The organism is Winogradskyella pacifica (assembly GCF_013403915.1).
Classification (GTDB): Bacteria; Bacteroidota; Bacteroidia; order Flavobacteriales; family Flavobacteriaceae; genus Winogradskyella; species Winogradskyella pacifica.
This window is the reverse complement of the sequence record NZ_JABFDI010000007.1, coordinates 60,256-73,603: the sequence shown is the minus strand read 5'-3', so window position 1 is coordinate 73,603 and position 13,348 is coordinate 60,256. Positions and strand designations below refer to the sequence as shown.

The following is a 13,348-nucleotide window of genomic DNA, read 5'->3' as shown; positions in this document are numbered from 1 at the left end:
GGAATTTTGCACGTTTTTTTAAAACCATCTCTAATCGCGATGGTTTTTTAAATTAAACCAATTACATTTGAAGTACAAACCTCTAAAACAATAACTATGATTAAAAACACTCTAGCATTTTTTATTTTGTTCACCGTGTTTTTTAATTTGCCAGCTCAGAATATTTTAGGGAAGTGGAAAACCATAGATGATAATACAGGTGACGCGAAATCTATAGTTGAAATTTATGAAGAAGACGGTAAAATATATGGTAAAATCATAGCTGTAACTAATCCAGATGTTGAATCTAGAACTTGTAATGACTGTAGCGGTGCTCACAAAGATCAACCAATTGTTGGGTTGGTTTTTATAGAAGGTTTAACCAAAAACGGAAAGGTTTATGACGGAGGCACCATACTCAATCCTGAAAATGGTACCACTTACAGGTGTCGTCTTAAGCTTGAGGATGATCCAGATACCCTTCAGGTAAGAGGTTATCTGGCCTTTTTCTACAGAACGCAATATTGGAAACGCGTAAAATAATGCTACATTTTATAGACGTCATATTGCCAATTCCGCTTCAAAAAGCGTTTACCTATCATATTACAGAAGCAGAATCTGAGTTTTTATCACCAGGAATGCGTGTTTCTGTACCTTTTGGTAAAAGTAAGATTTACACAGCATTAGTGTATAGTATTCACCAAAATCCACCAACAGCTTACGATGCCAAAACCATTCATCAGATTATGGATGATGCGCCTGTTATAACAGAAACGCAATTAAAGCATTGGGAATGGATCTCTAGTTATTACATGTGTAGTTTAGGCGAGGTGATGCGAGCTGCTATGCCAAATGCATTTTTATTAGAAAGTGAGACAGTCATTTCTAGAAATGAGAAAGTGACTATTGAAGCGTCTGATTTAAAAGACGAAGAATATTTGATTTATGAAGCCTTACAGCATCAATCCTCATTAAAGATAAATGATGTCGTTTCTATATTAGATAAAAAGCGTGTACTGCCTATTATCAATAGCTTAGTAGAAAAAGGTGTTTTGAATTTGCAGGAAGAAATGTACGAAAAGTACACGCCGAAATTAGTACGTTATGTAAAGTTGCATCACAATCATAAATCACAAGAAAAATTACAATTATTACTCGAAGAATTGAGTCGTGCTCCAAAGCAGCGCGAAGTGGTACTGACATTATTCACCATGGAAGCATCGCTGAAGCAACCTATTAAAGTGTCAGATTTAACAGAGCGCAGCGGTGCATCTAATTCGATAGTTAAAACCTTAATTGATAAAAATGTATTAGAGGAATATCACATTCAAGTCGACCGTGTTCAGTTTGATGGAGATGGAGATTCGGAAGCCAAACGGTTGAGTGAAGCGCAACAGAATGCTTATAATGAAGTTGAGGCTATCTTTAAAGAAAAATCAGTTGCCTTATTACATGGTGTGACGTCTTCAGGTAAAACTGAAATTTATGTACAACTCATTCAAGATCAATTAGACTTAGGAAAACAAGTACTGTATTTATTACCTGAGATTGCGTTAACAACGCAGTTGGTAAATAGACTTCAAGATTATTTTGGAGATAAAGTTGCTGTTTTTCATTCTAGATATTCAGGAAATGAAAGGGTAGAGGTTTGGCAAAATATGTTAGCTAATTCTGAAAAAGCCCAAGTTGTTATTGGTGCGCGTTCCTCATTGCTATTGCCATTTCGTAATTTAGGGCTGATCATTGTAGATGAAGAACATGAGTCATCTTATAAACAATTCGATCCTGCGCCTCGCTATCACGCAAGAGATGCAGCAATCGTATTAGCAAACATATTTAAAGCAAAAACACTCTTAGGATCTGCGACGCCAAGTTTAGAAAGTTATTTTAATGCGAGTCAGGGAAAATATGGTTTAGTAGAATTAAACACACGTTATAACAATGTGTTAATGCCAGATATCGAACTGGTAGATTTAGCCGATAAGTACAAGCGTAAACGCATGAAAGGGCATTTTAGTGATAGGATGATCCAAGAAATGACTGAAACGCTAGAAGAAGGTTTTCAGATTATACTGTTTCAAAATAGACGTGGTTTTTCTCCGATCATAGAATGTACTAGTTGCGGGACATCGCCTCAATGTCCTAATTGTGATGTGAGTTTAACGTATCACCAATATCGCGATCAATTGCGCTGTCATTATTGTGGGTATAACTCAGTCATGCTAAAAAGTTGTCAGGGTTGTGGTAATGCGACTTTAGATACTAAAGGTTTTGGTACAGAGCAAATAGAACAAGAGGTCAAAGTTTTATTTCCGGATAAGAAAGTGGCACGTATGGATTTAGATACGACACGAGGAAAATACGGTTTTGAGAAAATCATAAATAGTTTTGAGCAGCGAGAGGTTGATATTTTAGTTGGGACACAAATGTTAACCAAAGGTCTCGATTTTAGATTTGTAAAATTAGTTGGTATCATGAATGCTGATAACTTACTTAACTTCCCAGATTTTAGAGCCCATGAACGCAGTTATCAATTAATGGCTCAGGTATCTGGTAGAGCAGGACGAACAGATTTGCGTGGAAAAGTTTTAATTCAAACCTACAATCCGCATCATAATATTTTGCAACAAGTGTCTACAAATGCTTATAAAGAAATGTATGCTGAGCAAATGAATGAACGTTATAATTTTAAATATCCACCCATTTATAGGTTGATTAAAATCACCTTCAAACATAAAGATTATAATCGTGTGAATATGGCAGCAGATTGGTACGCAAAATCATTAAAACAATTATTTAAAGCTAATGTTTTAGGTCCAGAATTTCCGCCAGTATCAAGAATTCGAAATTTATATCATAAAAATATCTTGGTGAAAATTCCACAAAAACAATCCTTAGCAAAAACAAAAGAGGCGATAAGGAAAATAGATAACAGTTTTAATGCAGTAAAGGATTTTAGGCCTGTGAGAGTGGTTATTAATGTTGATAATTACTAATACCTAGCAGATTTAGAACTAGTAAGTAATCAATTTTATAATGATTTTGATGGCTCTCAGGCAATATTGTTCCTTTGAGGAGGGCTTTAGGGTTGTTAAAATCCAGTAATTTGTTAACCATAAATTTTTAAATAAAAAAAATCCTAAGCAAGTGCTCAGGATTTTTTAAAATTATAATGTAACGCTTTTAATGTTAATGTAATGTTCTACATATTATTTAAAGCATCTACTAATTGGGTCTTTTTATTTCGACTCAATGGAATCTCATACGCACCGACTTCAACATTTTTACTGTTAAATCGGTCAATTTTATCGAGATTCACAATATAAGATTTATGAATTCTTAAAAATTTACCTTCGGGCAATTCGCTTTCAAACGCTTTCATTGTCGATAAAACAACTAAGCTGTTTTCTTCTGTTACTACTTTAACGTAATCACCAAGGGCTTCAATCCATTTAATATCCTTAATATAAACTTTACGTTTTTTAAGATTACTTTTTACGAAGATATGCTCGCCATCAGTTTCATTAAAGTCTAATTTTAATTTGTGTTGCTCAATAGCTTTTTCTACGGCAACATTAAAACGTTCTTTTGTGATTGGTTTCTGAAGATAATCGGTGGCATCGTAATTAAATGCTTTAAAAGCATACTCGGTTTTTCCGGTAACAAAAATAATTTGGGGTTTGTTGTTGAGCACATCTAGCAACTCAAAACCGTTCAATACCGGCATCTCTATATCTAAGAAGATAAGATCAACTTTATGGGTATTAAGACCGTTTTTTGTTTCTAACGCACTGCTGTACTCTGCAATAAGGTTAAGCGAAGAATGATTCTCGATTAACTTTACTATAGAGAGGCGCTGAATCGCAGAATCATCAACAACTACACAGTTTAAAGTCATAACATTATTAATTTTAGGTTAAGATATCGACAATAGTACGATAAATTCGGTTAAAAAACAAATAATGCCGACAAACCGTAGTATTTAACACTATTTATATGCCGTAAAATCCTTTTAAATTTTACAGTCAAAAACGTTGTCAAATATAGAAATTATATGTATTTTTGCAGCCGTTTTAACAATAAACAAAATTATTTATTATGAATCATTATGAAACTGTTTTCATCTTAAATCCCGTTTTATCTGAAGACCAGATAAAGGAGACAGTAAAGAAATATGAGGATTTCCTCGTTTCTAAAGGAGCTAAGATGGTATCAAAAGAAGATTGGGGACTAAAAAAATTAGCCTACCCAATTCAAAACAAAAAAAGTGGTTTTTACCATTTATTTGAGTACACTGTTGCTGGAGAAGCAATTGAGCCTTTAGAGGTGGAATTTAGACGTGATGAGCGTTTTATGCGTTACTTAACTGTGAAATTAGACAAACATGCTATTTCATGGGCTGAGAGAAGAAGAGAAAAACTGAAAGTTAAAGCAAAAGCAAAAGCGTAATTATGTCATCAATAGAACAACAAGCAAAAGGAAAAAAAGACGGCGAAATTAGATATTTAACTCCGTTAAATATTGAGACGTCTAAGACAAAGAAATATTGTCGTTTCAAGAAGTCTGGAATCAAGTATGTAGATTATAAAGATGCAGATTGGTTACTAGGTTTTGTAAACGAGCAAGGTAAATTATTACCAAGACGTTTAACAGGAACGTCTTTAAAGTATCAAAGAAAAGTATCTGTGGCAGTAAAAAGAGCTAGACATTTAGCGCTTATGCCATATGTTGCTGATTTATTAAAATAAAATATCATAACACGATGGAACTTATATTAAAACAAGACGTTGAAAATTTAGGATTTAAAGACGATATTGTATCTGTTAAGAACGGTTATGGTAGAAACTTTTTAATTCCTCAAGGACAAGCTGTAATGGCGACTTCTTCTGCTAAGAAAGTATTAGCAGAAACTTTAAAGCAAAGAGCTTACAAAGAAAAAACTATTATTGCTGAAGCGGAAAAAACTGCTGATGCTATTAAAGGTTTAGATATTAAAATTACAGCTAAAGCTGGAACTGGTGCAACTGCTGGAGATAAATTATTTGGTTCTATAACCACTATGGATTTAGCTGCTGCATTTAAAAATGCTGGTCACGATGTTGATAAGAAATTTATTTCTATCAATGGTGGTAACATTAAGCGTTTAGGTCAGTACGAAGCTGCAATTAGATTACACAGATCAGTAACTGTAGATTTAACTTTCGAAGTTATTGCTGACGCATAATCTCTTTATTACAATTTTAAAAAACCGTTTAGTTTACTAAGCGGTTTTTTTATAGTTTTTTTTCAGAAAACGATCAGTTCTTTAATCAAGCAGTTTTTTAAACGGTTTAAACATGAAATACTTTCTATTAATTTTTGCCTTTTGCACTTTAATTAGTTGCAAACAATCTACAGAATCGACTAAAAGTTCAGAGGTACAACCTTCTAAGCTTATAGCGCTTTTTAAAGCTTCTAATTCTGGTTATCCAAATATTAGTGTGCATCGCGGGGGTAAAGGGCTTGTAAACTATCCTGAAAACGGTTTAGAGACTCTAAAATATGTTAACGATAGTATTGTGGCCGTTTATGAAGTTGATGTCGCACAAACTAAAGATGGGCATTTGGTTTTACTTCACGATAAAACGATTGATAGAACCACCACAGGAAGTGGAAACGTTGATGAATTAACATACGATGAATTGAAGCAATTTAATTTAGTCGATGATTATGGTAATGAAACCACGTTTAAGATTCCTTTGTTTTCAGACGTATTAGACTGGTGTGTAAAACAGAATGTCATTCTTACTGTAGACATTAAAAAAACGGTGAGTCAAAAAGTCGTTATAAACGCTATTAAAACCGCTAAAGCAGAAGATCATAGTATTATTATAACCTACGATGTAGAACAAGCGGTCTCCGCATATCAATTAGCGCCACAATTATTACTATCTGTTTCAGCTAGAAATAATGATGAATTTGAACGTTTATTAGACGCAAAAATACCAACGGAAAACATGTTAGCTTTTACCGGAACACGTTTGTCAGAAGATGCCTTTTTTAAAAGATTACACGATAATAACATTGTTTGCATGTTAGGTACGTTAGGAAACTTAGATAAAAGTGCAGCAGCGAAAGGCGATGAATTATATCGTCAATGGAAAGAAAAAGGAGTCGATATTATAGCAACCGATAGACCTTTTGAAGCTTCTAAAGCTATAAATTAATTTTTTAAAAGAATTTACTGAAGATGAAACGTTAAGTTATCAACTTCTAAATTGAGAAATAGCTCACAGTACTTGATTATAAAAACAGTAATTATTTAAACACATGAAATATTCAAGATTAACCAAAGAACAATTTGAAGAATTACACCAAGAATTCATCAACTTTTTAGCAACACAATCTATTACAGGTGATGAGTGGGAAGATATTAAAAAGAATAAACCAGAAGCTGCAGAACAAGAATTAGATGTGTTTAGCGATTTAGTTTGGCTTGGGGTTTTAACAAAAGTAAAATATCTAGAACATATTTCGCCAAACCAAATTCATCTTTTTGAATGTAATGAAAAAAGCATGCGTTTAATTGCTTTAAGAATTGAAAATGAACATGTAGATTTTACAACAAAAGAAGGGTTTAATTGGTTGAGAGATAATTTACTATCAGATTCTGTTGAGTTTTTTAATGCAAAAAAAGACTATTCAGAAGATAAGTATTTAGATATATTCAAAATGATTCAATCTGGTGCGAGTATTACAAAAGGAGAATTATTCAATTATTTTTCTAAATTAGTTAAAGGTTAGATTCCTTAGAAAAAAAACGACACTCGTTTAGCCACTTCGAGTGATTTATGAGGAGCGAGCAAATTGTATCGAGAAGCTTTGTTTAGATAATTCGACTTTAAAAAGCTTCTCGATATAAAATTGCGGAAAGAGCAATGTCACTCTAACTGATACTTAGTTGTAAATAGAATTTAAGTTACTGATGTTATTTGAGATTTCTGTCTTCGCAGGAATGTGTTACTCATAACGTAAAGACTCAATAGGGTCTAATTTAGCTGCTTTCGTTGCAGGGTATAAGCCCGAAATAACAGCCACTATAAAGGCAATACTCGTTGCCCAAATCATCGCCACCCAAGGTGTTGAGAATTCAAGATCAAAACCATTAGCGACGGCTAAACCAATTAAGATTCCAAGAATAGTTCCTAACAGACCACCAAGCTGACCGATAATTATAGTTTCCATAAAAAACTGAAAGGCGATTGTTTTGCTTTTCGCACCCAGTGCTTTTCGAACCCCAATTTCACGTGTGCGCTCACTTACCGAAACTAACATTATATTCATAAGTGCAATAGTAGATCCAAAAATGGTGATAATACTAATAATCCAAGCAGCAACATACAGTGCCGCTGTATTTTGTGCCACCTGATTCAATAAATCTTCACTGCGTTCAATACCAAAATCATTTTTTTCAATAGGGTTAAGACCTCTAATATTTCGAAATGTTAATATGGCATCATCTTGCGCAGCTTCAAGCATCTCAGACTTATCAACTTTAACACTTAGACTGTAATTAATATTGGGATTCGTAAAAATAGAACGCGCTTTCTGAAGCGGCATAAATACTCGTAAATCTTGATTATTACCAAACGTGGCTCCTTTTTCTTTTAGGACACCAACCACTTTAAATTTAGATCCTCTAATACTTATAGTTTTTCCAACAGGGTTTTCAACAGGAAATAAAGATTTTTGCAAATCGCTACCAATAACACAAACAGCATTACTGTTTTGAATATCAAATACATTTAGTGAACGACCATTTTCAACCTCTAAACCAGAGTTTTCGAGATAAAATTCATTGGCCCCCAATACAGCGACTTCCGGATCTGTTTTTTTGTTCTCGTATTTTACTTCAGCAGCAGAAGTTCCATAGAATGATACGGCCACTTTTGTGAAGGGAAAGTTGTAATTATCTTCAAAATCTTTAACATCACGATAATCAATTACAGGATTTATCTTTTGACGTTCTCTACTGCTTTGGCGCTGTGCCGTAAATTCATAACGTTGAAAATTAAAGGTATTAGAACCCATAGAAGAGAAATTACTGGCAATAGTATTCTCTAAGGCAGATACTCCACTTAAAATCCCCACCAAAGCCATAATACCAATTGCAATAATTAAAACCGTAAGAATGGTTCGGAGCAGTTGACTTTTTATAGAATCGAAAGCAATTCTTATATTCTCTTTAGCTAATGAAAACATAGTTTTTTGGCGCGTTAGTTGGGTTGTTTAATCGATAAGACGACTTAAACAGCATAAAGTTACTATAAAAATGAATTATCTTAGTAAGACCTCTAAAAATTATAATATTTTTGTGACATCGGAGTCGGATTTTAAAATTCAAACTACTGTCACATTGAGCGCAGTCGAAATGCTTTGGAACTAAGAATTTTCAAAGATAATTGATGTGTGTAATTAAATAAAGTTTCACTAAAAGAGATTCCTGCTTTCGCAGGACATATTATGGCACAAAAACCAAGCATCCCAAAAGGTACAAGAGATTTTAACGCAGAGGAAGTTGCAAAGCGTTCTTATATCATGGAAACGATAAAGGAACAGTTTCAAGTTTTTGGATTTCAACCGATTGAAACTCCAAGTTTTGAAAACTCAGAAACCTTAATGGGAAAATATGGTGATGAAGGTGATCGCTTGATTTTTAAAATTTTGAATAGTGGAGAGTTTTTGAAGAAAATTTCAGACGACGATTATAATCAAAAATCGGAAAGTTTAATCACACCAAAAATATCTGAAAAAGCACTGCGTTACGACCTCACAGTGCCGTTCGCAAGATACGTCGTACAACATCAAAATGACATCGAATTCCCTTTTAAGCGCTACCAAATACAACCGGTTTGGCGTGCAGACCGTCCACAAAAAGGACGTTTTAGAGAGTTTTTTCAATGTGATGCCGATGTGGTTGGTTCTAAATCGTTGTTTCAAGAAGTAGAATTTGTTCAACTTTATGATGCTGTTTTTTCAGCTCTAAAATTAGAAGGTGTTACGATTAAAATCAACAACCGTAAAATCTTATCTGGTATTGCCGAAGTAATTGGTGCACAAGATAAACTCATCGATTTTACCGTGGCTTTAGATAAGTTAGATAAAATAGGAGAAGAGAAAGTAAAAGAAGAAATGCGAGGTAAAGGCATTTCGGAAGATGGTATTACGAAGCTTCAACCTTTATTCACTTTAAAAGGAGATTTCGGTAATCAGATTGAAAGTTTAAAATCTATTTTAAGTACATCAGAAATTGGACTAAAAGGAATTGAAGAACTCGAATTTATAAACACAGCCATTTCAAACTTAAAACTAAAAACAGCAACATTACAATTAGATGTGACTTTAGCGAGAGGTTTAAATTATTACACAGGAGCTATTTTTGAAGTCTCAGCACCAAAAGGTGTAAAAATGGGATCCATTGGAGGAGGTGGTCGTTACGACGATCTTACCGGAATCTTTGGTCTTAAAGATATGAGTGGAGTAGGGATTAGCTTTGGTTTAGATCGTATTTACTTGGTCTTAGAGGAATTGAATTTGTTCCCTTCAACCATAGCAGAATCTACAAAAGTACTCTTCATTAATTTTGGAGATAAAGAAGCGATGTTTAGCTTGGGAGCTGTAACTAAATTAAGACAAGCTCATATAAAAGCAGAACTGTTTCCAGATGCTGCGATTTCTGGTAAGCAAATGAAAAAACAAATGAATTATGCGAACCGTCGCAACATTCCATTCGTTGTAATTATGGGTGAGGAAGAATTGAAGTCCGAGGTGTTTACATTAAAAAATATGGCTTCAGGTGAACAGCATAAAGTGGAATTTGACGCGCTTTTAGACTTGTTAAAATAAAGAAAGCCTCAGCTTTTTACAAACTGAGACTTTCTAATCATCACTAACTAACTAAACTAATCAACTATAAATTTTTTGGTTATTGTGAAGCCTGAAGTCGTTTGTAATTTAACGACATAGGTTCCAGTGCTTAAATTCTTTATATTGTATTCTGAATATTTTTGAGGTTCAACGGTATTGATATTGTAAACGGATTGTCCTAACATATTATAGACACCAATCATTTTTACATCGATTTGATTGGGATTAACGACAACAATTTTTTTAATTGTATTAGAATATAAAACATCAATAGGATTTATGGTATAATCATCAATACCTAATACATCATCTTGTGTGCCGAATGTAATTTCAAAACGATTGAGATAATCACCTTTGATTAAGAAAATATCGTAACTGCCTGTTCTTAAATCATGATAGATGCCTAATTCATTATCATGTAAATACACATTCATAGCATCAGGAACATTTTCTAAAGCATCAATCAGTATAGAATTGATACCATCTGTTTTTGTTTTTATACCTAAAGGATAAGTTGCGGAAATGCCAGACTCATTACTGGCTTGGATAATGTAGGCTTCATCATTAATAAGCCAAAACATATCATCGATTTGTGTTTCGTTAATTTCCCCATCATAAGCCCAATCTACGCCTGATGATGCATTTTCGTCTATCGTTAATAATAACTGACGACGAATTGTATTTACAGAATTGAAACCTATTCTAAATTTCATACGTTGATCTTCAGTTTGGATGGTTTCGTTGGTTTCTGTAGTCGAAGAATTAGAATTCCTCATAAATATAGATGCGTTTCCTTCCTTTTTAAAAGTACGTTGGCCGTTATTAAAATTAATTGTTCCGGTGTTTTGTCCGATCACAAAAAAGCCTTGTCCAACAGGAATATGGCGTTGTGGTGCTTTGGTTGGTTCTCCATCAGATTCTAAAGTAGAAAGATTACTTCCTTTATAAGCTGCAGCAACAGAACCAGAAAAATTGTATGTGGCATAGCCTCCGTCGTAATCTTGCGCCGCATGCGTACCTCCGCCCCAATGATTCCAAAAGTATAGCGTTCCACTAATTAATGGTGAGCCATCAGGTGTTGCATCCGGACCATTATCTTTAATAAATTGTAAGGCATCTATTGCCGAAGGATATGGATTACCCACTAAATAATCGCTATTGGAAAGCAAGGGCAGATCAATATCCCCGTTATTTGGTTTCCCCGAAAACACATAGTTTTGAGGTGACGAAACCGAACCTGTCCCTGGTCCCTTCATTGTAAAACCTTCGCCAGGCAAGATAGTGCCAGTACGTCTAATATGTTGCCATGCGGAATAGTTGTTGCTTGGCAGATTGGTATATTTCCAAATCCAGTAATCTGCAATTTTAATAGGATGCGTAGCTGCTCCGTTATATCCTGAAGACAAAAATTGAATATCTGCAGGGGCATTAGGATTTGTGCCATCTTTTAAAACATCCATAACTCTAAAGTTTTCAACTTCAGAATTTATACGTCTTACAGGAGATGACCAATAATTATAGGTGTAGGTATCAGCAGTTCCTTGTTGGTCGCGTTCAATTTTACCATTAGCAATAACCTCTAAATCACTTCCTAATGTTTGAATTAATTGTGATTCGCCTTCCAAATCTATAGTTCCGGTAAGACCTAAATGGTGCGTAATGGTTAAGCCATTTCCAAGGTAGAATTCTGTGTCGCCAGTAAGTGTTAATTCATTAGCGTCAACAAATAATCCAAGGAGAGTTCTGTTATTATTTTTTTGAGTTGGTAAATACGTATTATCCATGGTTAACCTATGAGAAGTTCTAACGATATTCCAATCTATGGTTTCTTCAGGATTAACGATAGATTTAGATCCAGGTACATTTTGGAGATGTCCATTAAGCCACGAAGTGTCAGCAGCCCAATCTCCATCTTGCTTTGATGTGTAAGGTAGAGGAGCTGTTTCTTTATCAACAGTTAAAAGATGTTTTAGGTAGCCGTTATTATTGTTTCCAGAAGCGTCAATAGTATTTTTATAAGTGAAATTAGACATTGGGTAATAAGCCGCTAAATCTGACCAAGGAATTGTATTAATTTCATTTTTAGAAACTGAAATTGGTAACGCTTTCCCAATAACTTGTCCAGAATCATTAGTAATTTCCTGATTCATTATATAACGCAATTGGTCTTCAGTCAGAGATGTATTCCAAATTTGGACTTCATCGATATGACCTTTAAAATGTTGAATCGGTAATCTTTTTCCGGCAGCTGCAATATGAAACGATTCATTTGTAGCTGTAGGTGCCGTTTTTTCAGCAGTATTATCTAATACACCGTCAATGAATATTGAGACTTGTGAGCCATCATACGTAACAGCAATATGGTGCCATTTGTTATCTGGGATTGAAGTGAAAGATGTAAGTGATTGACTATGCTCATTTTTCCACTTTATATTGATTTTATTGGTATCGGTCAATGTTAAGTCATAACCTTCAGTAAATGCGATATCTCTTTTAGAAAGTATAGAAACATGACCAGTATTTGAGGTCTCAGACTTAATCCATGCAGAGATAGTAAAGCCAGAAGGATTTAAATCTAATGTGTTTTGCATATCGATATAACTATCTGTGCCGTTAAAGTATATGGCGCGTTCTTCTGCAATCTGAGGTGAAAAACCAAAGGTTATATAGGATGAGTTATTAAAGTTGTAATCGGTTTCTAAGTACCCATTGTCATCTAAGTTGAGAATTCTAAAATCGACATTAGAATCAAAGGTGTTCGAATTAGAAATAAGCATATAGTAACTACCCAAAGTACTTGCGTTATTTATCGCTTCTTGTGGTATTTTAATATTTAGCTTTGGAATGAGTTCACCTTGTTTTACAATTTTCCAAGTACGTTGTATAGCCGTATATGAGACATTGGTTGTAAGCTCTGAAGGTGTTTCAGAACTAAGATTAACGCTTACAGGCAAGGATCTTGGGTTTAAAGAAGCACCGTTATTTCCCCATATAAAAGAATTGTGAATGGTACTCGCTAAATTATTAAAGCTTGTGGTGTTTGCAGTAAAATCGTCGGCTAAGCTAATGATAAGCATATCAGGGTAATTGCTGAAACGAGAAGTTCTTGTTGAAGAAGATAAAAATGTGTTTGTGTTTTTTAGATTTTGTATTGACGAGACGTTATAATTATAACCTTCTAATTGCGATAAATCGCTTTGATCAATAGTTTTAGAATTTAACTTTTTAGCCCCATCTAACTGCTGAGCATAACTAGAGATAACAACTAGTCCTAAAAGGTAAAAAAATGATGTAATTCTTTTCATTAGATTTGGGGTGAATGAAATAATTATGGGGCGAATATAATATTATTTTTGGATTTTAATCCATAAAAGGTAAAAAAAATCCGATGAAATGCGTTTTTATGAAGGATTACAGCTTGAAATAGGAATGAGATCCATATCTTAATTTTATAATTACAACC

11 protein-coding genes are annotated in these 13,348 nt (G+C 34.0%); 8 read left to right on the top strand and 3 right to left on the bottom strand.

Annotated elements, in window-relative coordinates:
• The first annotated feature begins 96 nt into the window (after positions 1–96).
• Positions 97–522 (top strand): DUF2147 domain-containing protein, encoded by a 426-nt coding sequence (locus HM984_RS08020; protein WP_115809374.1) that lies wholly within the window; start codon positions 97–99, stop codon positions 520–522.
• A complete protein-coding gene (gene priA, locus HM984_RS08015) occupies positions 522–2,975 on the top strand; it encodes a replication restart helicase PriA (protein WP_179348790.1) in 2,454 nt (817 codons plus the stop codon). The genes HM984_RS08020 and priA overlap by 1 nt, the downstream gene beginning before the upstream one ends.
• Before the next feature lie 206 nt (positions 2,976–3,181).
• On the opposite strand, the gene HM984_RS08010 is transcribed toward priA, so the two are convergent.
• Entirely contained in the window at positions 3,182–3,877 is a 696-nt protein-coding gene (locus HM984_RS08010; protein ID WP_020894444.1) for a LytR/AlgR family response regulator transcription factor, read from the bottom strand.
• A 200-nt stretch (positions 3,878–4,077) separates the two neighbouring features.
• On the opposite strand from HM984_RS08010, the gene rpsF reads away from it, so the two are divergent.
• The 5 genes from rpsF to HM984_RS07985 all read left to right on the top strand — a co-directional run bounded on the left by rpsF (position 4,078) and on the right by HM984_RS07985 (position 6,762).
• Positions 4,078–4,428: a 30S ribosomal protein S6 gene (rpsF, locus tag HM984_RS08005; RefSeq protein ID WP_092467019.1), complete on the top strand. Its 351-nt coding sequence runs from the start codon at positions 4,078–4,080 to the stop codon at positions 4,426–4,428.
• Positions 4,428–4,727: a 30S ribosomal protein S18 gene (gene rpsR, locus HM984_RS08000; RefSeq protein WP_172837628.1), complete on the top strand. Its 300-nt coding sequence runs from the start codon at positions 4,428–4,430 to the stop codon at positions 4,725–4,727. Before rpsF ends, rpsR begins: the two co-directional genes overlap by 1 nt.
• Positions 4,728–4,741: 14 nt before the next feature.
• Positions 4,742–5,203, top strand: a complete 462-nt coding sequence (gene rplI, locus HM984_RS07995; RefSeq protein ID WP_115809378.1) for a 50S ribosomal protein L9 — start codon at positions 4,742–4,744, stop codon at positions 5,201–5,203.
• Positions 5,204–5,315: 112 nt separating this feature from the next.
• Positions 5,316–6,185 (top strand): glycerophosphodiester phosphodiesterase family protein, encoded by an 870-nt coding sequence (locus tag HM984_RS07990; protein WP_179348789.1) that lies wholly within the window; start codon positions 5,316–5,318, stop codon positions 6,183–6,185.
• A gap of 103 nt (positions 6,186–6,288) precedes the next feature.
• Positions 6,289–6,762 (top strand): DUF6495 family protein, encoded by a 474-nt coding sequence (locus HM984_RS07985; RefSeq protein WP_115809382.1) that lies wholly within the window; start codon positions 6,289–6,291, stop codon positions 6,760–6,762.
• 216 nt (positions 6,763–6,978) lie between these two features.
• On the opposite strand, the gene HM984_RS07980 is transcribed toward HM984_RS07985, so the two are convergent.
• Positions 6,979–8,220, bottom strand: a complete 1,242-nt coding sequence (locus tag HM984_RS07980) for an ABC transporter permease (RefSeq protein WP_115809384.1) — start codon at positions 8,218–8,220, stop codon at positions 6,979–6,981.
• A gap of 261 nt (positions 8,221–8,481) precedes the next feature.
• Between HM984_RS07980 and hisS the strand changes: the two genes are divergently transcribed.
• On the top strand, positions 8,482–9,864 hold the full coding sequence (gene hisS, locus HM984_RS07975) for a histidine--tRNA ligase (RefSeq protein WP_179348788.1): 1,383 nt from the start codon (positions 8,482–8,484) through the stop codon (positions 9,862–9,864).
• Between the two features lie 56 nt (positions 9,865–9,920).
• On the opposite strand, the gene HM984_RS07970 is transcribed toward hisS, so the two are convergent.
• Positions 9,921–13,190 carry a DUF8693 domain-containing protein gene (locus HM984_RS07970; protein ID WP_179348787.1) on the bottom strand — a complete coding sequence of 1,090 codons (3,270 nt, stop codon included), beginning with the start codon at positions 13,188–13,190 and terminating at the stop codon, positions 9,921–9,923.
• Positions 13,191–13,348 lie beyond the last annotated feature (158 nt).

Excerpts from the sequence above, each read along its gene's own strand:
- HM984_RS08010 (WP_020894444.1), bottom strand. The coding sequence starts at position 3,877 with ATGACTTTAAACTGTGTAGTTGTTGATGATTCTGCGATTCAGCGCCTC.
- HM984_RS07985 (WP_115809382.1), top strand. The coding sequence starts at position 6,289 with ATGAAATATTCAAGATTAACCAAAGAACAATTTGAAGAATTACACCAA.
- HM984_RS07990 (WP_179348789.1), top strand. The coding sequence starts at position 5,316 with ATGAAATACTTTCTATTAATTTTTGCCTTTTGCACTTTAATTAGTTGC.
- rpsF (WP_092467019.1), top strand. The coding sequence starts at position 4,078 with ATGAATCATTATGAAACTGTTTTCATCTTAAATCCCGTTTTATCTGAA.
- hisS (WP_179348788.1), top strand. The coding sequence starts at position 8,482 with ATGGCACAAAAACCAAGCATCCCAAAAGGTACAAGAGATTTTAACGCA.
- priA (WP_179348790.1), top strand. The coding sequence starts at position 522 with ATGCTACATTTTATAGACGTCATATTGCCAATTCCGCTTCAAAAAGCG.
- HM984_RS08020 (WP_115809374.1), top strand. The coding sequence starts at position 97 with ATGATTAAAAACACTCTAGCATTTTTTATTTTGTTCACCGTGTTTTTT.
- HM984_RS07970 (WP_179348787.1), bottom strand. The coding sequence starts at position 13,190 with ATGAAAAGAATTACATCATTTTTTTACCTTTTAGGACTAGTTGTTATC.
- HM984_RS07980 (WP_115809384.1), bottom strand. The coding sequence starts at position 8,220 with ATGTTTTCATTAGCTAAAGAGAATATAAGAATTGCTTTCGATTCTATA.
- rplI (WP_115809378.1), top strand. The coding sequence starts at position 4,742 with ATGGAACTTATATTAAAACAAGACGTTGAAAATTTAGGATTTAAAGAC.